The 20,830-nt window shown below is 59.7% G+C and carries 20 protein-coding genes and 2 tRNA genes; 9 read left to right on the plus strand and 13 right to left on the minus strand.

The genetic code is table 11. From position 1 onward, the window contains the following. The first annotated feature begins 11 nt into the window (after positions 1-11). Genes PK789_RS03285 through PK789_RS03305 form a run of 5 tightly spaced genes read left to right on the plus strand, consistent with a single transcriptional unit; the run spans position 12 to position 6,926 of the window. Positions 12-1,016, plus strand: coding sequence for an AAA family ATPase (locus PK789_RS03285; protein WP_324306997.1), 1,005 nt, complete (start codon positions 12-14; stop codon positions 1,014-1,016). Between the two features lie 6 nt (positions 1,017-1,022). Then, the gene (locus PK789_RS03290) at positions 1,023-1,907 is read left to right on the plus strand and encodes a DUF58 domain-containing protein (protein ID WP_324306999.1); all 885 of its coding nucleotides are present in this window, start codon (positions 1,023-1,025) and stop codon (positions 1,905-1,907) included. Further along, a complete protein-coding gene (locus PK789_RS03295; protein WP_324307000.1) occupies positions 1,904-3,049 on the plus strand; it encodes a BatA domain-containing protein in 1,146 nt (381 codons plus the stop codon). Before PK789_RS03290 ends, PK789_RS03295 begins: the two co-directional genes overlap by 4 nt. After that, positions 3,049-5,190, plus strand: coding sequence for a hypothetical protein (locus tag PK789_RS03300; protein ID WP_324307002.1), 2,142 nt, complete (start codon positions 3,049-3,051; stop codon positions 5,188-5,190). Before PK789_RS03295 ends, PK789_RS03300 begins: the two co-directional genes overlap by 1 nt. Before the next feature lie 11 nt (positions 5,191-5,201). Continuing rightward, on the plus strand, positions 5,202-6,926 hold the full coding sequence (locus PK789_RS03305) for an amino acid adenylation domain-containing protein (RefSeq protein ID WP_324307003.1): 1,725 nt from the start codon (positions 5,202-5,204) through the stop codon (positions 6,924-6,926). 12 nt (positions 6,927-6,938) lie between these two features. Here the strand turns inward: PK789_RS03305 and fur are convergent, their stop codons facing one another. Next, complete coding sequence (gene fur / locus PK789_RS03310; RefSeq protein WP_324307004.1) at positions 6,939-7,337, minus strand: ferric iron uptake transcriptional regulator; 399 nt, start codon at positions 7,335-7,337, stop codon at positions 6,939-6,941. A gap of 145 nt (positions 7,338-7,482) precedes the next feature. Between fur and PK789_RS03315 the strand changes: the two genes are divergently transcribed. Then, positions 7,483-7,878 (plus strand): outer membrane protein assembly factor BamE, encoded by a 396-nt coding sequence (locus PK789_RS03315; RefSeq protein ID WP_324307006.1) that lies wholly within the window; start codon positions 7,483-7,485, stop codon positions 7,876-7,878. Here PK789_RS03315 and PK789_RS03320 read toward each other — a convergent pair. Together PK789_RS03320 and PK789_RS03325 are read right to left on the minus strand one after the other, a co-directional pair. Next, positions 7,875-8,138, minus strand: coding sequence for an RnfH family protein (locus PK789_RS03320; protein WP_324307007.1), 264 nt, complete (start codon positions 8,136-8,138; stop codon positions 7,875-7,877). The genes PK789_RS03315 and PK789_RS03320 overlap by 4 nt on opposite strands. Continuing rightward, entirely contained in the window at positions 8,138-8,569 is a 432-nt protein-coding gene (locus PK789_RS03325; RefSeq protein WP_324307009.1) for a type II toxin-antitoxin system RatA family toxin, read from the minus strand. The genes PK789_RS03320 and PK789_RS03325 overlap by 1 nt, the downstream gene beginning before the upstream one ends. A 59-nt stretch (positions 8,570-8,628) precedes the next feature. Between PK789_RS03325 and smpB the strand changes: the two genes are divergently transcribed. Beyond that, complete coding sequence (gene smpB, locus PK789_RS03330) at positions 8,629-9,123, plus strand: SsrA-binding protein SmpB (RefSeq protein ID WP_324307010.1); 495 nt, start codon at positions 8,629-8,631, stop codon at positions 9,121-9,123. A 197-nt stretch (positions 9,124-9,320) separates the two neighbouring features. On the opposite strand, the gene PK789_RS03335 is transcribed toward smpB, so the two are convergent. The 4 genes from PK789_RS03335 to ppsR all read right to left on the minus strand — a co-directional run bounded on the left by PK789_RS03335 (position 9,321) and on the right by ppsR (position 10,873). Then, a tRNA-Glu gene (locus PK789_RS03335) sits at positions 9,321-9,396 on the minus strand. A 24-nt stretch (positions 9,397-9,420) separates the two neighbouring features. After that, positions 9,421-9,496: transfer RNA gene (locus PK789_RS03340), tRNA-Ala, on the minus strand. A gap of 45 nt (positions 9,497-9,541) precedes the next feature. Beyond that, positions 9,542-10,027, minus strand: coding sequence for a DUF1249 domain-containing protein (locus PK789_RS03345; RefSeq protein WP_324307011.1), 486 nt, complete (start codon positions 10,025-10,027; stop codon positions 9,542-9,544). Between the two features lie 24 nt (positions 10,028-10,051). Beyond that, complete coding sequence (ppsR, locus tag PK789_RS03350; protein ID WP_324307012.1) at positions 10,052-10,873, minus strand: posphoenolpyruvate synthetase regulatory kinase/phosphorylase PpsR; 822 nt, start codon at positions 10,871-10,873, stop codon at positions 10,052-10,054. 80 nt (positions 10,874-10,953) lie between these two features. On the opposite strand from ppsR, the gene ppsA reads away from it, so the two are divergent. Next, positions 10,954-13,323 (plus strand): phosphoenolpyruvate synthase, encoded by a 2,370-nt coding sequence (gene ppsA / locus PK789_RS03355; RefSeq protein ID WP_324307013.1) that lies wholly within the window; start codon positions 10,954-10,956, stop codon positions 13,321-13,323. A gap of 57 nt (positions 13,324-13,380) precedes the next feature. Here the strand turns inward: ppsA and PK789_RS03360 are convergent, their stop codons facing one another. After that, positions 13,381-16,332, minus strand: coding sequence for a two-component regulator propeller domain-containing protein (locus PK789_RS03360; RefSeq protein ID WP_324307015.1), 2,952 nt, complete (start codon positions 16,330-16,332; stop codon positions 13,381-13,383). A 55-nt stretch (positions 16,333-16,387) separates the two neighbouring features. After that, entirely contained in the window at positions 16,388-16,957 is a 570-nt protein-coding gene (gene orn / locus PK789_RS03365) for an oligoribonuclease (protein WP_324307037.1), read from the minus strand. A gap of 55 nt (positions 16,958-17,012) precedes the next feature. Between orn and PK789_RS03370 the strand changes: the two genes are divergently transcribed. Further along, complete coding sequence (locus PK789_RS03370; protein WP_324307016.1) at positions 17,013-17,486, plus strand: DUF2721 domain-containing protein; 474 nt, start codon at positions 17,013-17,015, stop codon at positions 17,484-17,486. On the opposite strand, the gene PK789_RS03375 is transcribed toward PK789_RS03370, so the two are convergent. From PK789_RS03375 to PK789_RS03390, 4 genes are all read right to left on the minus strand, one after another. Then, on the minus strand, positions 17,483-17,935 hold the full coding sequence (locus tag PK789_RS03375) for a hypothetical protein (RefSeq protein WP_324307017.1): 453 nt from the start codon (positions 17,933-17,935) through the stop codon (positions 17,483-17,485). The two genes, PK789_RS03370 and PK789_RS03375, sit on opposite strands and share 4 nt — an antisense overlap. A gap of 3 nt (positions 17,936-17,938) precedes the next feature. Next, positions 17,939-19,018: a class III poly(R)-hydroxyalkanoic acid synthase subunit PhaC gene (locus PK789_RS03380; protein ID WP_324307019.1), complete on the minus strand. Its 1,080-nt coding sequence runs from the start codon at positions 19,016-19,018 to the stop codon at positions 17,939-17,941. Position 19,019: 1 nt separating this feature from the next. Beyond that, positions 19,020-20,087: a poly(R)-hydroxyalkanoic acid synthase subunit PhaE gene (locus PK789_RS03385; protein WP_324307021.1), complete on the minus strand. Its 1,068-nt coding sequence runs from the start codon at positions 20,085-20,087 to the stop codon at positions 19,020-19,022. A 63-nt stretch (positions 20,088-20,150) separates the two neighbouring features. Next, positions 20,151-20,771, minus strand: a complete 621-nt coding sequence (locus PK789_RS03390) for a CDP-alcohol phosphatidyltransferase family protein (protein WP_324307023.1) — start codon at positions 20,769-20,771, stop codon at positions 20,151-20,153. Between the last annotated feature and the right edge of the window lie 59 nt (positions 20,772-20,830).

A 20,830-nucleotide genomic window follows, 5' to 3' on the forward strand; every position in this document is an offset into this window, starting at 1 on the left:
GTGGAACCGGCATGAACACAGCTACCCTCGACGAAGCAACCATACAACACCAGCTTGCTCGCCTTGGCCAATTACGCGAGGCCATTGGGCAAGCCATCGTGGGCCAACACGATGTGGTTGAGCAGCTCTTGATTGGTTTGTTGGCGGGCGGGCACTGCCTGCTGGAGGGTGCGCCAGGTCTGGGCAAAACCCTGCTGGTGCGCTCACTTGGGCAGGCCTTGGCGTTGGCATTTCGGCGCGTGCAGTTCACGCCTGACCTGATGCCCAGCGACATCTTGGGCACCGAATTACTGGAAGAAGACCACGGCACCGGCAAGCGCGCGTTCCGCTTTCAGCAAGGCCCGATCTTCACCAATTTACTTTTGGCCGACGAGCTCAACCGCACCCCGCCCAAAACCCAGGCTGCGCTGCTGGAGGCAATGTCCGAACGCACGGTCAGCTATGCCGGCACCACCTATGCCCTGCCCGCCCCGTTCTTTGTCTTGGCCACACAAAACCCGCTGGAACAGGCCGGTACCTATCCGCTGCCCGAGGCGCAACTGGATCGTTTTTTATTGCATGTACGCGTGGGCTATCCCAGCGAAACGGAAGAGCGCGACATCCTCACCCAAACCACCGGCAATCACAGCGCCGCTGTCCCCAAGGTGATGGATGCGGCAGCGGTACTTGCGCTACAAGCATGGGTGCGTGATGTGCATGTCGGGGCGGACGTACTGCATTGGATCACCCGTCTGGTGCGTGCCAGTCGCCCTGGTGATGTCTTGGCCACCGACGATGTACGCAAATTTGTACGCTGGGGTGCAGGCCCACGCGCGGGGCAATCGTTGGTGCTGGCAGCAAAAGCACGCGCCTTGCTGCACGGCAGATTTGCCGCCACGTGCGAGGATGTGATGGTCTTGGCGGCACCGGTCATGCGCCACCGACTCTTGCTGTCGTTTGCGGCCGAAGCCGAGCAAAAACAGGCCGATGACGTGATTGCTGCATTGCTGCGTGCTGTGCCGTTCTCGGCCAATTGAAACATCATGGCGGCCGAGTTGATCCCTCCCGCCTTGCGCAGCCGCCTGCAACCGTTGCAGCTGCTGGCCAAGCGCACCCGCGCGATGGGTCTTGGCTTACATCCCAGTCATAGTCGTGGCGCGGGGTTGGAATTTTCGCAATACCGCGCGTATGAGCCGGGTGATGATCTGCGCCAAGTCGATTGGAAGTTGTATGCGCGCTCGGATCGTTTTTTTGTGCGCGAAGCCGAGCGTGAAAGCCCGTTGACGGTGTGGTTATTGGTCGATGCCAGCGCATCGATGGCGCAAGTCGATCAGGCCCGGCCGCAGTGGTCACGCTTGGATGCAGGCAAAACCCTTGCCGCCTGTATTGCTGAATTGGCACTGCGCCAAGGGGATCGTTTTGGCATGATTGCCCTGCGCGACGACGGCCTGCAATTGCTACCAGCAGGCAGTGGCGCACGTCATCGCAACCGGTTGTGGTTGGCACTCCATGCGCTTACCGCACACGGCCGTTTCCCGCAAAGCCCTGCACTGACACCCGCGTGGGAGCGCACCGCCGCAGGTGAGCTGGTGGTCATCTTCAGCGATTGTTTTGATGATGCGATGGTGGCATTGGCCGAACGTCTGGCCGCTGCGCGACGCGAGGTGATCGTGGTGCAGTTATTGACTGCAGAAGAACGTGACTTCCCCTACCACCATGGTCATCGCTTCCGTGATCCGGAAACCGGCGAAGAACGCCCCGGCGATGGCAAGGCCATGCGCATCGAATTTTTGCAACGGTTCACACAGGCATTGCAGGCATTGGATGCACGTCTAGATGCTGCCGGTATCGCGCATGCCCGCTATGTATTGGACGAGCCGCTGGAGCGCCCCCTGCAACACGTGTTTGGCCGGCATAACAAGGCATGAGTGTGAGCCTGCTGCTACCCGGCGCGTTAGCTGCACTGGCCGTATTGGTGCTGCCGGTGTTGCTCCATCTGGCGCGCCGCGACCAACAGCAACCCTTGGATTTTGCCGCGCTGCGTTGGTTGCCCGGCAAGGTGCAGCCACGCAACCGACTGCGCCTAGAAGACCTTCCGTTATTGCTACTGCGTCTGTTGTTATTGACCTTGCTGGTGCTATGGCTGGCGCAACCGGTGATGTACGGCGCAACGGACCGCCGGCCGTATGTGGCGGTGATGCCGGGCGTGTCCGCAGCCACCGTGACGCAGCAGCACTTCCTAAAGGATGTGCGCATGCACTGGCTGGCAGTGGGCCTGCCGGCATGGGATGCCGCGCTGCCCAGCGGCGTGCAACCTATCGACAGCCTATTGCGACAACTGGATGCCGAACTGCCTGCAGAAGCGCCCTTGATCGTGCTGGCCACACCCCAATTTGACGGTGCCGATGCGCAGTTGCCGGTGTTATCACACCGTGTGGATTGGCGCATCGTTACCGATACCGCCCCGGTGCCGCCGCCTGCGCAACGCATGCCGGCGCCACGGTTGTACATCATGGTCGATGCGGCCCATCAAGCGCAGTCGCGTTATCTGGCAGCCGCCGCGCAGGCATGGCAAGTCCCCGCCACACAAACTGCGACCACCGCCACCCTCCCCGCGAACACGCAGGCCGTGGTGGTCTGGTTGTCCAGTGCGGCTTTGCCCAGCCAAGCAATGGCATGGGTGCGCGATGGCGGCACACTGTTGCTGACGCAGTCGCACCCTCTGCCCGGCACACCGCTACCGCTTTGGGTGGCAGACGACGGGGTGGTATTACTGGAAGCATCCGCGCAAGGCCAAGGTCGTTTGCTGCGTTGGACACGGCCACTTCAACCTGCCGTCATGCCACAACTGTTGGAGGCCGACTTCCCACAACATTTGCGCGCAGCACTGCAAGCGCCAACACCCGCACCAGTACGCGCAGACGCCCGCACGCACCAACCCCAATGGGGTGGTCGCAGCACGCCACAGCCACCGCAAGCGCTGCAACCTTGGTTGGCATTGTTGTTGGCATTGCTGTTTTTAAGTGAACGCTGGCTTGCCACACGCCAGCGTGCAAAGGCACTGCAGTAATGCGCGGCTCACTGCCATTGCATGCTTGGCGGGCGGCGCGCCGACGCGATGCCGGCATCGTGCTGGCCTATGCATTACCGTGCGGCATCGCCATCTGCATATGCATGGGCCGCTGGTATGGCCTCCGGGCCGCACTGTTGGCCGGTGGGCTGTGGCTATTGGGATGCATCGTCTTGCTGATTTTGCGTTGGCATCAACACGATGCGCAGTGGCTAGTACGCCGCTTGAATGCACAACGCCGTGACATGGAAGACAGCGCCGATTTGCTCCTGCAAACGACGCCAAGCACGCCCTTGCAAGCCCTGCAACAACAGCGATTGGTGCAGCGCCTACACACCCAGCCGGCTGATGTGCGTGCGCCGTGGCCGTATCCACAATTACTGATTTCACTGCTACCGGCGCTACTGCTGGCGGCGGTGGCCATTGCGTGGCCAAGCGCGCCTGCTGTGCAGCCATCTTTTGCGGTTGGCAGGCCGTCTTCTTTACCGGCAGTTCCGCTGCACCTGCGTGATGCCGCCCTGCACATCACCCCACCGGCCTACACCGGCCTGCCACAGCGGCATGCCACAACGCTTTCGATCAAAGCCCCGGTTGGCACGCGCTTGCAGTGGCGGTTGCGGTTTTCCCGCATGCCCAGCCAAGTGATCTTGGTTTTTTTGGATGGCCGAAAAATTCCCTTGCGCCATGCTGGTGACACATGGACGGCAGACCTGGTGCTGACAACATCCGCGCTGTATCGCGTGCAAGCCGATCAAACCCTGCTGGATACACGCACACTGTACCGCCTTGATGCGATTGCGGATTTGCCGCCGCAGGTCACTGTCGTGCAACCCGCGCACAGCCTGAGCGTGGTGCCGCTTGGGCAAGGGCCATGGGCCTTGGCATTCACCGCCAGCGACGATTACGGCGTGCAAGCGCAAGCCAAACTGCACCTGACCTTGGCCCAAGGCAGTGGTGAAAATATCGCTATTCGCGAACACAGCCTGTCGCTGATTGGGCAAGGCCCGCCACGTTTGCGCCGCTTCCAACAGCGTGTGGATCTGGCGGCATTGGGGGTGCAAGAAGGCGATGATCTGATCGCACAACTCGAGGTTACCGACAACCGCCTGCCGCAGCCGCAAATTGCCCGCAGCCCTAGCGTCATTTTGCGCATAAGCCGCAAGCAAGACACCGAGAGCACCGGCATGGAAGGCGTGGTGCGGCGCGTGCTGCCGGCGTATTTCCGGAGTCAGCGGCAAATCATTTTGGATGCCGAAGCCTTGCAGAAGCAGCGGCGTTTGCTGGCTTCAACCGTATTTGTGCAACGCGCCGATGCGATTGGTGTCGATCAACGTATTCTGCGGTTGCGCTATGGGCAGTTTTTGGGTGAAGAAGCCGAGGGCGGGCCAAAGACGGCACCTACAGCGGATGCCGCGCAAGACACTTCTGCACACACCGGCGCGGATGCGGACGATCATCAAGACGCAGCACATGCAGCCCCAACAGATACCCCCACCTTTGGGCAAATCGACCATTTGCTGGAAAATTTTGGGCATACCCATGACATTGCCGAGGCCGCCACCCTGCTCGATCCCGACACCCGCGCCATTCTCAAACAAGCGCTGGATCAGATGTGGCAATCGGAATTGCAATTGCGTCAAGGACAACCCGACCGCGCCTTGCCGTTTGCCTACAAAGCCTTGGGCCTGATCAAACGAGTGCAACAGGCCGATCGTATTTTTTTGGCGAAAGTGGGCCCCCAGCTGCCGCCTGTCGATGAAAGCCGTCGCATGCACGGCAAGCGCGATGGCATCGCTTCACGCGCTGACGCACTGCCCGCACTTGCAAAGGCCAATAACGAGAGCATCACCCTATGGCAAACACTGGCTGCCCCCGCATCCGCAACACTGACCTTGCAGCGATTGCAAACGTTTGAAGACTGGCTGCGGACACATCCGCAAGCGTCTGCAGACCCACTGGCCCTGCAAGCGGCCATCAGCCTGTTGCGCCAGACACCCACCTGCGCGCCGTGCCGGGAGGATCTGCGCAAACAGCTGTGGCCACTGCTGGCAGTGCCACCAGCGCAGCCGATGCGGCGCACTGCACCAAACGCACAAGGGCAGCGCTATTTGGATGCCTTATCGAACAAGGCCAAGCCATGACTGCAACGCAGATGCCTATGTTCGTTGCCATTGTCTTGGTGCTCGCCTGCCTGCTGGCAATGCTGCGATGGTGGCGGCAGCCACCCGCAGGGCCAACATGGCGCTTGGCCTGCGTATTGCTGTTGCAACCGGCATTGGCGGCGCTGCTGTACTTCGGTTTGTTTCCTCCGGTGCGCACGACACAAGGCAATGCCCGCTTGGTGGTGCTCACCGCAGACTGGCGCAGCGCAACGACGCATCTTCCGGATGGGCTACGTATCGCCTTGCCGGAGGCCCAACCCAGCCAAGGCGTGGAACGCACCCCGGATCTGGCCACCGCCCTGCGTCGGCACCCACAGGTCACGCAGCTTGCGCTGTTGGGGCGCGGGCTGGTGCCGCGTGACGTGCAGGCGGCGCAAGCGTATGCCCTCACCTTTCAACCTGCGCCCCTGCCTGCGGGGCTGGTGGAGCTATCATTTCCGCCGCGCACCAGTGCAGGAAACAGCGTCCGCGTGCAGGGCCGGATTCACGGCCTACCGGGTGCAGCCGTTGCATTGCTAGATCCCGCCAATCAGCGCATGCAACGCACGTCACTTGCGGTGGATGGGCGTTTTTCATTGCAGGCCGATATGCGCGCTGCCGGACAGACCTTGTTGACCTTGCAAGTCCTGAATGCAAACGGCGGCTTGCATGAGGCGCTACCCATCCCCATCGATGTCATCACCGCCCCTCCCCTGCGCCTGCTGGTGCGCGCAGGTGCTGCCAACCCGGAGCTGAAATACCTGCGGCGTTGGGCGAAAGATGCCGGCATCGCCCTGCATACCCAAATCGATGCTGGGAGCGGTATTTTTTTGGGGGATGCCCCGGTGGCACTGGATGCCGCACATCTGCAAGCCTTCGATGCCGTGTATTTGGATACCCGCAGCGTATTGGCCTTGCATGAAGCCGAGCTGCGCGCATTGACCAGTGCCATCACACAAGGGCTGGGTGTATTGGTGCAATTGGATGCCGCGCCCTCGCCGGCACTGCGTGCGCGTTTGCGTGCATGGGGCTTGAGTCTTGATCACAGCGAAGCGGTTCCCGACGCGCAGCTTGCTGCGGCGTCCACACAATTGTTGGCCTATCGCCTGCCAAACGCCACCGCCGACAGTGTGCCTTTCCTGCGCGATATTCGCGGCCACGTCTTCGGCCACTGGCATGCCTTACAGCGCGGGCGGGTGGGCGTACTGACGCTGTTGGAAACTTACCCGTTGGCGCTGGACGGCCATGCAACCCAACATGCACAGCTTTGGAGCAGCATCTTTGCAACCCTCGCACGCGCGCAAGATGCAACCGAAGCGACATTGCCCGCACTTATCTCGCCACCCTATTGGCTCGGTGATCGCATCACTATTTGTGGACTTATTGATCCTGCTAGCAGCCGCGCCGCAGACATGAAAGCATCCCCAGTGTTGATTGACCCACAGACCGGCGACCGGCATTGCGGCGCGTTTTGGCCACAGCAGCCGGGCTGGCATTGGCTGACTCAAGCCCACACGCAAACCGCATTTTTTGTGATGCCGGCGACGACCGCAGTGGCATGGCGGGCGGCGCAACGCCGACAGGCCACGCAGCAACTCGCAATAGCAGCAACCCGCGCAAGCACAGGCAAGCTACCCACACACACGCAGCGCGGTGCAGCGTGGCCGTGGTTGGCAGCCTGGTTGGTGCTCGCAGTGCTGGGCTGGCTGTGTGAGCGGCGCTGGCGCAAGCCTTGAGCCAACCCGCGATCAGCGCTTCTTGCGCACGTACAGCACTAGCGCATGATCAACGATGTCGTAGCCGTGTTCAGACGCAATTTTTTGCTGCAAAGCTTCGATTTCATCACTGTGAAATTCGATGACCTTGCCGGACTCCATATCTACCATATGGTCATGGTGCTCGCCACGGTCCAGCTCGTACACGGCGGTACCGCCTTCAAAATTGTGTTTGAGCACCAACCCGGCGGACTCAAACTGGGTCAGCACACGGTAAATCGTGGCCAGCCCAATATCTTCGCCTTCGGCCAGCAATTGCTTGTAGATATCCTCGGCGGTCATGTGGCGGGGCTTGGCATGCTCTAGCAATTCGAGGATGCGCAGCCGTGGGTGGGTGACTTTGAGCCCCGCTTTGCGTAGGTCCTGTGACATGAATACCTTCCTGAAATGCCACCAATCATGCAACGCCGGGTGAATGGCATGACCCGCGTCCCCCGCCGTCTGCCCATGCGCGGGCATCGATGCAGCGATTGGGGAGTGTATCATCGGCACTTCCATCACTGCCCCAATCCTGCCGATGCGCAAGCTGATCCCCCTCCTCCTTGCAACCTTGCTGGTCAGCGGCTGCGGCATGCTGTATCGGCAGCCCATCTTCCAGGGCAACCTGCTGGAAAAGACGGCGGTGGATCAACTGCAAGCCGGGATGGATCAACATCAGGTAATGACCTTGCTGGGTAGCCCGTCGGTGCAAGACCCGTTCCATCACAACCGTTGGGATTACGTGGCCAGTCAGCGCCTTGGCCGGCATGGCGCGCCGCAGGTCAAAACCATGACCCTGTATTTTGAAGACGGCAAGCTGGCGCGCTGGGAAGGTGATTACTTCCCCGAGCAAGATTCCGAGCTAGCAAAAAATTCAGTGCGCTACTTTGGCCCCAATTTGGCCAAGGACAAAGACAAGAAAAAGCGCCGTTAACGGCGGTTGCCACGCTGCGCGCGCAAACGGCGCGCCTGCTTCGGATCAATCTGCAGTGGCCGCAGCAATTCAATGCGGTCGCCAGGGTGCAAGCGCGTCGTGGCATCGGCCGCCATGCCAAAGACCGACAGCCCAACAAACGCCGCATCCAGTTGCCAGCCGGCCATTGCCAGCGCATCCCCCACACAAGCGTCGCTGGGCACGACCACTGCGCGTGTTTCCACGTGGTGCGACCACGCTCGCAAGACCTGTACGTGCATCAGCCTAGCCCGCTGTCGGCTTCACGCACAAAGTCATCCACCATGCGGTCGGCCAGGCCTTGCATCCCAATGGACAGTGCCGGCCCCAACAACCGGCTTTGCGGCTCAAATTCCAACCGTAGCAGTACCTTGCAGGCACACTCGGCCAAGGCATGAAACTCCCAGCGCCCCAACAATTGCCGAAATGGCCCATCCCGCAACACCATGTCGATATGGTGCGGCGGGCTCAAATGGTTTTCGGTGGTGAACCAGGTGTGAAAGCCCCCAATCCCCAGATCCAACCGCGCCAACAGGCGTTCTTCACCAACGTCCAACACCTGCGCCTGATGGCACCAGTCAAAACGCCGTGGGTAGGCCGCGACATCGTTGACCAGCGCAAACATACGCGCTGCGGAATGTTCGACAAGAGCACTGCGTTGGATGACGGGCATTGAAAGATCCAAACAGGCGATCTGCACCGCAACGCGGGCGAATCGGCGAGAATGACAGGATGAATACGAAGAAGCATAAGGATAAGCCAAACGGCGGCGGCACCATCGCGCTGAACAAGCGTGCACGTCACGAATACAGCTTTGAGGAAAAATACGAAGCGGGCTTGGCCTTGCAGGGGTGGGAATTGAAATCCATCCGCGCTGGCCGCGCCAACATCGGTGATGCTTATGCGGTCGTGCTGCAAGGCGAGTTGTTCTTGGTAGGTGCGCAATTCACACCCTTGATCCAAGCCTCCAGCCATGTGGTCGCCAATGACCGGCGCACCCGCAAATTGCTGCTGCATCGGCACGAAATCGATGTGCTGATTGGTCGCGTGCAGCGCGATGGTTTTACCTTGATCCCAACCGCGCTGTACTGGAAAGGCAACAAGGTCAAGGCCGAGCTGGCACTGGCAAAGGGCAAGCAGGCGCATGACAAGCGCGATGCCAGCAAAGAGCGCGACTGGAACCGCGAAAAACAGCGCCTTCTGCGCCAGCACAACAAGGATGCGTAAGCCGCGCTAGCGGCGGCGTGGTGCTGCCTGCCGGCAGCGCAGGCTGCTAGCGCGCTAAGACTACGCGCAACCGCGATGGGCAATGGGCAAGTGCGCTCATCTTTCATGTCGGTATTTGCGCTTGCAATGCCCCAACGCAAAACGGCCACCTTGCGGTGACCGTTTGCTTGGTACATGACGCTAGCCGGTTCTGAAGGTGGCGTCCCCACGGGGATTCGAACCCCGGTCGCTACCGTGAAAGGGTAATGTCCTAGGCCTCTAGACGATGGGGACAGAACCGGAAACGCGTTTTAAAAATGGTGGAGCCAAGCGGGATCGAACCGCTGACCTCCTGCATGCCATGCAGGCGCTCTCCCAGCTGAGCTATGGCCCCACGGGGCTGGAAAGACGCGCATTCTGGAGGGGAAATCGGGTTTCGTCAAGCATCAATTTCAATTTCTTCATCACAGCGTTGCAAGGTGGCTGCACTGTGTCCGCGTTCGGCCAAGTAATTCAACCACTTGCCAAGAAACGTATTCATGCGCAGGCGGTGATCGAGGATGCGTTCTGGCGGTGGATACAAGCCAATCACGTCTTGCCAGCGTCGCCCTGCGTAGCAATGGGTGGCCTCAACTTGGCGTGCATCGCGATACAGCCGCACATTGGCCGAAGGATCGGTCATGCCGGTGACCGGATCGATCAGGCCGTAACTCAGCCGCAACGCGGTGGTGTAGGCGTGCTGCTCGAGGATGTCGATGCGCAGGTCCAACCCATCCCCTGTCGATGAACGGTACGTCCCGCATGCCAGCTCGTCTACCGCAAACATACGCTGCATGCGGGTGTGGTTTTCGGCGTACAGGCCCATCAACCAACCCAAGCGGCTGATCGACGGAAATCGGGCGTGGTGGGCAGGTACAGGGTGCATGCGAGGATCGTACACGCGCACAGCTCAAAACATCTCGCGATTGATGCCGAGGTACTTCATCACCCGGCTGGAAATTTCCTCGATCGAGGCATGTGTGGTGCTGAGCATTTCCACACCCTCACGTTGCAACATCATTTCGGCCTGCGCCACTTCACGCTTGCAAGTGTCTAGTTGCGCATAGCGCGAGTTTGGGCGGCGTTCTTGGCGGATTTGCTGCAAGCGTTGCGGGTCGATGGTTAGGCCAAACAATTTGTGGCGAAATGCACGCAACTTGGCGGGCAAGTGCTCGCTTTCCAAATCCTCAGGGGTCAAGGGGTAGTTGGCGGCTTTGATGCCGTGTTGCAATGCCAAATACACGCAGGTGGGCGTTTTGCCGGCGCGCGACACTGCTACCAGGATCACATCGGCATCGCTGTAATCGAGCTTCATGCCATCGTCATGGGTCAACGCATAATTCATCGCGTTGATCCGGCGATGGTAGGTGTCGAAATCCACGATCCCGTGCGCGCGCCCCACCTGTGCCACCCGGCCCTGCCCCAGCTCTCGCTCCAATGGCGCGATGAACGGCGCGAACACATCCAGCATCAAGGCACCACTGTCGGCAAGGATGTGGTTCAACTCAGCATCCACACAGGAATTGACCACGATTGGGCGCAACCCCGCCGCCTCACCCGCAGCACGCACGCGCACGGCGGCCTCGCGCGCCTTGTCAGGCGAATCGACGAAGGGCAGCCGGTCGGTGGCAAACCGCACCCCGGCAAACTGCGTCAACAGGCTGTGGCCAATGGTTTCGGCGGTAATCCCGGTGCCATCGGAGACATAAAAAACGGGGCGCACGGCATCCATAGGCAATCCTTGGGGAGTGGGCAGGTTAAAATAACGGACTTCCCGCGCCACTGCGCTGCCCTGCCCCCACGGAGCCCGCCTTGACCACCAATATTCTTTGGTTGCACGACCTGCGTCTGACCGACCTTGCCCAAGTGGGTGGCAAGAATTCTTCCCTTGGCGAAATGATCGGGCAGCTATCTAGCCTTGGTGTTTCGGTGCCGGGCGGATTTGCCACCACCGCCGATGCGTTCAAGGCGTTTATCGCCCATAACGATTTGCATCAGCGCATCTTTGACAAACTGGCCACGATTGATGTGGAAGACGTGCCGGCACTGACTGCGGCCGGCGCCATCATTCGCGGCTGGGTGATCGATGCACCGCTGCAACCGCAGCTGGATGCCGACATTCGCAGTGCCTATGCCACCTTGTGTGCGGATGCCGGTGCCACTGACATCGCCGTGGCCGTGCGTTCTTCTGCCACCGCAGAAGATCTGCCCGATGCCAGCTTTGCCGGCCAACAGGAAACCTTCCTCAATGTGACCGGCGCCGACGACGTGGTGCACAAGGTCAAGGAAGTGTTTGCCTCGTTGTACAACGACCGTGCAATTGCTTACCGCGTGCACCACGGCTTCAAGCACGAGGATGTGTTTCTCTCCGCCGGCATCCAGTTGATGGTGCGCTCGGATGTGGGCAGCTCGGGCGTGTTGTTCACCCTGGATACCGAATCCGGCTTCCGCGACGTGGTGTTTGTCACCGCCAGCTTTGGCTTGGGCGAAATGGTCGTGCAAGGTGCGGTGAACCCGGATGAGTTCTACGTGTTCAAGCCCACGTTGAACGACGGCAAGCCGGCCATCTTGCGCCGCGCGTTGGGCAGCAAACAGCTGCGCATGGTGTATTCCGATGTGCCCGGCGAGCGCGTGCGCACCGAAGCTACGCCGGAAGCGTTGCGCGGTACGTTCTCGATTACCGATGCCGACGTTGAAGCGCTGGCCAGACAGGCGTTGATCATCGAACGCCATTACGGCCGCCCGATGGATATCGAGTGGGGCAAAGACGGCCACACCGGCAAGCTCTACATCCTGCAGGCGCGCCCAGAAACGGTGAAATCGCGCGCGCACGCCACCCAGATTGAACGCTATACGCTGTTGCAGCGTAGCGCGGTGCTGTCCGAGGGCCGCGCCATCGGCAACAAGATTGGCAGCGGTACTGCGCGGGTAGTGCGCAGCTTGGACGATATGAGCCGCGTGCAGCCAGGCGACGTGCTGATTGCCGACATGACCGACCCCGATTGGGAACCGGTGATGAAGCGTAGCGCCGCCATCGTCACCAATCGCGGCGGCCGCACTTGCCATGCCGCGATCATTGCGCGTGAATTGGGGGTGCCGGCGGTGGTGGGCACCGGCGATGCACTGACCTCGATCAATGATGGCGATAGCATCACCGTGAGCTGCGCCGAAGGCGACACCGGATTTATCTACCAAGGTGCCCTACCCTTCGAACGCACCACCACCGATCTTGGCAATATGCCGCCGGCACCGCTGAAGATCATGATGAACGTGGCCAACCCGGAACGCGCATTCGACTTCGGGCAATTGCCCAATGCTGGTATTGGGTTGGCACGATTGGAAATGATCATCGCCAGCCATATCGGCATCCACCCGAAAGCGCTGCTGGAATACGACCGCCAAGACGCCGCCACCAAGGCCAGGATCGACGCCCGTATCGCCGGTTACGCATCGCCCGTGGCGTTCTACATCGAACGTTTGAAGGAAGGTATTGCAACGATTGCTGCCTCGGTGTACCCGAAGCCCGTCATCGTGCGCTTGTCAGACTTCAAGTCCAACGAGTACGCCAACTTGCTGGGTGGTTCCAAGTACGAGCCGCACGAAGAAAACCCGATGATCGGTTTCCGTGGTGCATCGCGTTATATCGACGCCAGCTTCAAACCCGCCTTTGCGCTGGAGTGTGTGGCGGTGAAGCGTGTGCGTGAAGACATGGGGCTTGCCAATGTGTGGGTCATGATTCCGTTCGTGCGCACCTTGGGTGAAGGCAAGGCGGTGATCGAGGTGCTGCGCGAGAATGGCTTGGTGCAGGGCGAGCATGGCCTCAAGGTCATCATGATGTGCGAAGTGCCATCCAATGCGCTGTTAGCGGATGAGTTCCTCGATATTTTCGATGGTTTCAGTATTGGCTCCAACGATATGACCCAGCTCACGCTGGGACTGGATCGCGACTCTGCCATCGTTGCCAGTTTGTTCGATGAGCGCGATCCGGCGGTGAAAAAGATGCTGTCGATGGCAATTCAAGCCGCACGCGCCAAGGGCAAATATGTGGGAATTTGTGGCCAAGGCCCCAGCGACCACCCAGACTTGGCGCAGTGGTTGATGGATCAAGGTATCGAGTCGGTGTCACTGAACCCTGACACTGTGGTGGATACTTGGCTGGCATTGGCCAAATCCAAAGTCTAAGGCAGCACCGAAGCACGCCATACCTGCCAACGAAGCCTGCGGTCATCGCCGCAGGCTTCAGCTGCAAATACGATTACGTCCCGTTTGCTTGGCTTGATAGAGCAAGGCATCGGCGCGAGCCACCAAGTCTTCCGGGCGCGCCGCAGTGTCGCGTGCGGTCACGCCACCACTGATGGTGATGTGCCAGCCTGGCGCATAGCTGCTGCAATCCAATGCCGCCACCCGCAGGCGCATGGCCTCGCAAATTTGATGGGCGCGTGCGAACGGAACCCGCTCAAACAATACCGCGAATTCTTCGCCGCCCCAGCGCGCCAGTACCCCCGCACCGCCCAGCGCATCGCGCAAGGCATGTGCAACTGCAACCAAGGCTTGATCGCCCGCAGCGTGCGAATAACGATCATTGATGAGTTTGAATTCATCAATGTCAAACAGGGCGAAGCACAGTGCGCGATCGCCACGCACGGCACGCTCGAATGCTGCATCCAACACGGAATCCAAACTGCGCCGGTTGCCAATACTGGTCAGTGAATCTTCTAGTGCCATGCGCTCAAATGCTTCGGACTGTTGCTGCAAACGCGCCAAGAGGTCAGATTTCTCTTGGTCAGAGGCGCGTAGGCGATCGGCATGTTCACGCAGGTCACGGGTGCGTTGATCGATCAGCTGCTCCAGTTGTGCGGCACGTCGATGCAAACTGATCAGCCGCCAGCGCACCAGGGCCCATAGCAGCAACAACCCCACGATAGCGGCCAATGCCACTACCCACGGGCGCTCCCATGGGTGTGGTTGGATCTCGATAGTGATCGCAGTGATATGCGTGCTCCAGCCCTGCCCCAGTCCGGGAGCTGCAGCATTGACTTCAAAGCGATAATTCCCGGCATCGAGGTTGGTGTATTGCACGCTACGCTGATTGCCACGATCCACCCACTTGTTATCCAAGCCCTGCAAGCGTTGCCGATACCGCAAAAATCGCGGCATCAAGAAACTGATTGCCGCATAGCGGAATTCCAACTTGCTGGTGCCGGCCGGCAGATGAATGGCTTGGTCAATTGGCAATGATTTGCCATCGGCAAGGATTTGTTCCAGCACCACATTGGGCAATGGCCGGCGAAAAGCATGCAGCGATGCCGGTGTTGCCACCGCCGCCCCGCGCGCAGTCGCTACCCAAATATTGCCCCGATGATCGCGGATCGCCGATGGCCCCGAGCCACCATTGCATTGGGCGCTGACCAAACCATCGGCTTCACCAAAATGGTCGTATTCCAAGCGTGGGTGTTGACCATCGAGGACAGCATTGGCCTCGGCCTTGGCAATCCGCAGCACACCGCGATTGGATGTCAGCCAATAGCTACCCAAGCCATCATCCACAATGGCAAACACGGTATCGACCGGCAGCCCTTGGCGCATACCTAGGCCCTGCAACTGGCCTTTACGATATCGCAGCAAACCACGGTCAGTGGCCATCCACAGCGTGCCGTCGGCGTCTTCGTGAAAGCCAAACACGTCCTGCGCACCGTTGGTGGCGCGCATGTCCAGCGTTTGCACATGCTCACCGACGATGTGCGCAGCACCGTTCGAAGTCCCCACCCACAGGCTGCCATCATCGGCCACCAGCATCGAAATGATGAATTCGCGAGCCAGACCTTGTTGCAGCCCAAAGCGCTTGTACTGGCCATCTTTGAGCCGCACCAAACCACGGTTGGTACCGATCCATAAACTACCGTCTTGTGTCTCCGCCAGTGCGCGTATTTGATTACTGGCCGGCAGTCCATGTGCGGCGTCGTAGCGCGCAAGAACTTTGCCATCCCGCATGCGCAGCAGGCCATTGGTATAGGTGCCGACGAGGACATCGCCACCACGGGTTTCCAGAAAACTGAGGATGGAATCGCTGGGAAGCCCGTTTTCTGCGGTATAGCTGGCCACGATGCGATTGTCGCGCCATAGGTTCAAACCGCGTCCGGTACCGATCCAGATGCCCTCATGACCTTCGTACACGGTGCGCACATAATCATCGCTCAGGCCTTGATCGACATTCCAAGTACTGAATGGTGCATCGCTCAAGCGCAGCAAACCGGCATTGGTGCCGGCCCAAATGCTGCCCTCGCGGTCCACCAATAGCGAAGGCACGCGGTTGTTGGGCAGCCCCCGCAAACTGGTGAAACGATCCACCCCTTTGGCCGACAAACGCAGCAAACCGTTGTTGACCGTGCCCACCCAGAGATTGCCGTTGCGATCATCCGCCAGACTGGGAACGCCATCTTGCGGTAGCTGCGGCGAAAGTGACGCGAAGTGATCACTGTTGGCGATCTGTCGATAGGCACCACGTTCGGTGCCGATCAATAGTTGCCCGGTACTGGTTTCATACACCACGAATACTGGCGCATCCGGCAAACCAGATGTTTTGGGTAGCGTGCGCAACCTGCCCCCGTTAAACGCAGCCAAGCCGCCTGCCGTGGCAATCCAAATCGTGCCGTCACTCGCTTCGCGCAAATCAAACACGACATTGTTGGGTAGCCCATTGCCGGTGTTGAATTGACGTACCTTGCCATGATCGAGCACGGTCACGCCTTCGCTTTCGGTGGCCACCCACAGGCGGCCAGCACGGTCCTGTATGGCATCCAGGATCTCATCCTGGGCCAGGCCGTCCTTCTGGCGAAAATTTGTCCATTGGTCGCCACGCTTTACTGTGACCCCGCCGCGTGAAGTGCCCACAATTACCGCGCCATCAGCGGCGACCGATAGTGAACGGATTGCATTGTCTTGCAGCGCCGGAGTATTGCTGCGGTCAAAAAGCTGGAACTCCAGCCCGTTATAGCGCACCAGCCCTTCCCAAGTCCCCAGCCATAAATAGCCATCGGGGGTTTGTACGATGCTATTGACTTGGTTGTGGGGCAGGCCCTCGCGGGTGGTCCAGACTTCGCGATAGAACGCGGAAATAGGCTTTTCCTGCGCCCGTACTAGGGCGGGAAACAGACACAGCAACGCCAGCAGGCTGAGCAAGGCTCCCCGCATCCAAGCACACACAGACGCCATCGGCATCCGCTTCATAGCCCCCCTGTTAAGGCTGTTACGCCACTGCCAGCCCGGCCAGCGCCCCCATGTAGTGGCGATAATGCCGTAATTCATCGATAGAGTCGCGCACATCGCTCAATGCGGTGTGTGCCGACACCTTGCTAAACCCCGCCAACACGGCAGGTGACCAACGCCTAGCCAGTTCTTTGACCGTGCTTACATCCAGATTGCGGTAATGGAAGTAAGCCTCCAGTTGTGGCATCAGCCGCGCCATGAAGCGGCGATCCTGACAGATCGAGTTGCCGCACATCGGTGAGGTCCTGGCTGGCAACCATGCCTGCAAAAATTCAAGCGTGCGGGCTTCGGCTTCGGCCAGCGGTACCCCTTCTTCCAACACCCGCCGCCACAAACCCGAGCCGCCATGGTGTTTGCGGTTCCACTCATCCATGGCCTCCAGTGTGGCCAATGGATGTGCAATGGCCAATTCCGGGCCTTCTGCCAGCACATTCAACTGGCCATCGGTCACCACCGTGGCGATTTCCAATATGCCATCGGCTTGCGGGTCTAGCCCGGTCATTTCCAAATCAATCCAAATCAGGCGGTCTTGCGGCGAATCAGCGGACATAGTCATGCTCTTGTACGAATATTGGCATCATACTGATTCAAAGACAGGACGCCGCATGTTACAGATCGCCACCAACCTTGCCCCTGCACTAGGACCACATGCAATTTTGACCGCGATGCTGGCACCGGCGTTTTTTTTGACCGCAACTGCGGCCCTGTTGGCCTCGGCCAATACCCGCTTGGCCCGCGTGGTGGATCGTTTGCGTGCTTTGATCGTGGCGTGGAAGCAGGATGCGCCCGATAGTACCGAGCGCGAGCAACAGATCCGCCGGCATCGGGAACGTGCGCATTTGGTGCTGCGTGCCTGCCGTTTGCTGTACGGTGCCATGGCCAGTTTTGTGGGTACCAGTTTGGCGTTGGCAATGGATGCCTTGATCGGATTTCGACTGGGCGTGGTGCCCACCGCGACTGCGGTCATCGGCGTTCTGTTTTTGCTGGCGGCCAGTGTTTCCATGTGGCGTGAAGTCAGCTTGGCAGTGCGCAGCTTTGACCTAGAGCTAGACCACAGCCTGGCGCAGCAACGCAACTAGGTCACTGGCTGCCACGGCCACCAGCCCTGCCCAGTCTGCGCGTAGCGGTCGGCGGCACGTTCAAAACGGTTGCGCGCTGAAATTCCGCCGCAGTAAAAATACAGCGGCAAAAACAATACGCCCAATGCCATGTACTGCAGGACATGCGCGTGTTCGTGGTCGCCCATCACGATGGGTGGCTCACGGCACCAGCCGGCATCGTGTGCATAGGTATGGCATTGCCGCTCTAGCGAATGGCCGGTATCCAAAATCACATTGCCCAGCGTGAGCGCGCCACCGGGGCCCCACGGAAACTGCCGAAACACCACGCAATGCCGCTGCGGCTGCCATTGCGGCTTGGCTCCCACTGCCAAGCTGGCGCACCCAGCCAGCAAGCCCAAGGCGCTAATGGGAGCTGCCCACAGCACCCCCAATGCCACGGCCAGCCATTGCCCCCCGCGCTGCCACATTGCTCAAACTGCGCGTTTGGCCAACCAGTCGTGAATGGTTTGCGGCACTTCTTTTTGCGCGCGGCTGGAGACATAAATGCCAATGTGCCCCCCCTTGAACGACAGCTCGGTGTAGTCCTCGCTGCCAATCAAGTCCTTCAATGCCCGTGAGGCATCCGGCGGCACCAAATGGTCTTGTTCAGCAAATATATTGAGCACTGGCATTTCCACCATACCCAAGTGCACTTCGCGGTCCCCCACCTTGGCACCGCCGGTGACAAAGCGATTTTCCTGGAAGAACTGCTTGCTGAATTCGCGAAAGGCTTCACCGGCTTGGTCGGGTGAATCGAAGATCCATTTTTCCATACGCAGGAAATCTTCCATCGCCTGCTTGTCGTCCAGAATATCCACCATGCCCACGTATTTCTGCGCGAATAGCCGCCACGGTTTGAGCATCAAATAGGTGACGTTCATCATGTCGGCCGACACATTACCCAGCGTGTCCACCAGCAGATCCACGTCGATAGCGCGGTTCCAGTTGGACAGCATGTTGTCGGGGGTGTGGAAGTCCACCGGCGTCACCATCGTGATCAGGTTTTTCACCTTGTCCGGGTTTAGCGAGGCATAGCACAGCGAGAATGCGCCGCCTTGGCAGATGCCCAATAAATTGACCGCATCCAGCCCGTGCGCTGCGCGCAAATAATCCATCGCGCCGCCGATGAAACGCTCGATGTAATCTTCCAAGGTGAGGAAGCGATCGGAGCGATCCGGGTAGCCCCAGTCGATGATGTAAACATCTTCACCACGCGCCAGCAGTCCTTTGATCAAAGATCGGTCCGCCTGCAAATCGACCATGTACGGACGGTTGACCAAGGCATAGCTGATCAAGATCGGCACCTTGGCGGTGGGTGCATGTTCGCCCTTGAAGCGATACAGCACTACCTTGCCATCGCGCCACACGGCTTCGCGCGGGGTCACCCCAAAGTCCACCGCATCCATTTCGCGCAGGGTGCTGATACCGGCCACCAACTTGCTTTGCAGCTTGCCGGCTTCTTCCGCCAAGGATGTGGCGGTGATGTTGAGTGGGCCAAAAAATTGGGTCATCTCAGCGCTTCCTTGCAGTCTTGATGGGGTTTACGGCTTTGCTTGTTTTAGCAGCGGCAGCTTTTTGGGCCGCAGGGTTGACCGGTGATTTTTTAGCCACAGGCTTAGGCGCGGTGGCCTTTCTGGGTGCAGCTTTTTGTGGGGCGGCTTTTTTGATGGTGGGCGGCGGCGCTGGTGTTGCAACCGGTGCCACTGTTGACGCTGGCGCGGCGCGCTGGATGCGTCGCAGTTGGCGTTCTAGTTCGGCAATTTTGCGATGAGCGCTGTCCAGCTCGGTGCGGCCCGGCAACCCCAGTGTGTTGGCCGCTTGCTCGATCTGCCCTTGCACGGCGCTGCGCAATTGCATCTGGGCATTGGTGAGTTCACCAAACAGCGTCCGATACTGCGGAGACAGCGCGGCTTTGGCCCAGGCGTCTTCGGCCGCATCCACCCACAGGTCGAACAATGCACGCACGTTACCAATTTGCCGACCCGGTTCTTCGCGTTCGGCAAGCTTGGCTTCAAAAATTTGATAGGCCTCTTGCGAAACCTTGGTCAGCAGCGCGTTGTAAGCCTCGAGTGCGGCTTGCCAGCGCAAATGCGCTTTGCCCAAGGCTTGCGCGTGTTCTTGATGCTCGCGAGTAAACCCAAACGTGGGGAGCCCCAACAGATTAGCGGCTTCACCGCGCAAGCCCTGCAACCACGGCTGTGCCATTGCATTCCACTGCGCAATCCCTTCCAAACCCGGTCCGCGCATGCCATGCAACAGGTCTTGAAAGGGGTTGTCGCCCAACATTTTTTTCCATGCATCGGCGACATCGCGGGCACTGTGTTCGCGGCCGGAAAATTGCGCGGCCAATTGCTGCATCTGCCCTAACCAGTCACCACTTTGCTGACGGAAATGCCCCAGTACCGAATCGAAATTCCCCTTTCCGCCGGTGGCCGCTTGCGTCCACGTTTGCAACGCCTCACGGAACGCTTGTGCGCCGGGTACGGGTTCTGCCGGTGGCACTGCACCTTGCAGTGCATCGCCCCACAAGCCCCAATATTGACGTGCCAGTGCTGCAAAATCGTTGGGCGTATTGCTCATATGTCCTCCATGCTTGCGTGCATGCTAGCAATGCCAAGGTTGCATCGCTATCACACACATGCGTCAGGGCTTTGGAATATGCAGTGTTTTGCTGATCATCAGTGATCCCGATAACGCATACACCAGCGCCAATGGGTGTAATTGCCACGGCCCCATGTGCAGCACACCCAGCCACAGATGGGCCCCGATGCGATCGGTGCAGGCCAACCACGCAAGCACCCCCACAATCAGCACACTGGTGGGAATGGGCGTGCCTTCGAAATATTTCACTTTGCCTTCGGCGCCCGAGAGTTGCTCGGCGGTGACGTTGTAGCGGGCCAAACGACTGACCCCGCAGCCTACGAAATAGCTCAGGATCAACCAATCCCAGCCGCCCTGCAGACCGCAGGCGTAGCCCAGTGCGGCAGGTGCCACTCCAAAGCTGATCACATCGGCCAAGGAATCCAATTCGCGCCCCAAGGTGCTGGCTACCTTGCGCCAGCGTGCGATGCGCCCGTCCAATGCATCAAACACAAAAGCCAGCGGAATCAGCGCCATACCCAACAGCAAATCTTGCGCTACGCCGTCTTGCAGGTAACGCATGGCCGCGAAGATCGCCCCCGTGCCGCAGAAGGCATTGCCCAAGGTGAACCAATCGGCAAGATGGAACTCGCGCAACATCGAGAAATGACGTGATTTCATCATGACAGCCTGCCAAACCACACGCGCCCCGGCAAGCGGGAGCTGCTGGCCATCCCGCTTGA

Origin of the sequence: Thermomonas sp. (assembly GCF_035369645.1) — a bacterium.
Taxonomy (GTDB): domain Bacteria; phylum Pseudomonadota; class Gammaproteobacteria; order Xanthomonadales; family Xanthomonadaceae; genus Thermomonas.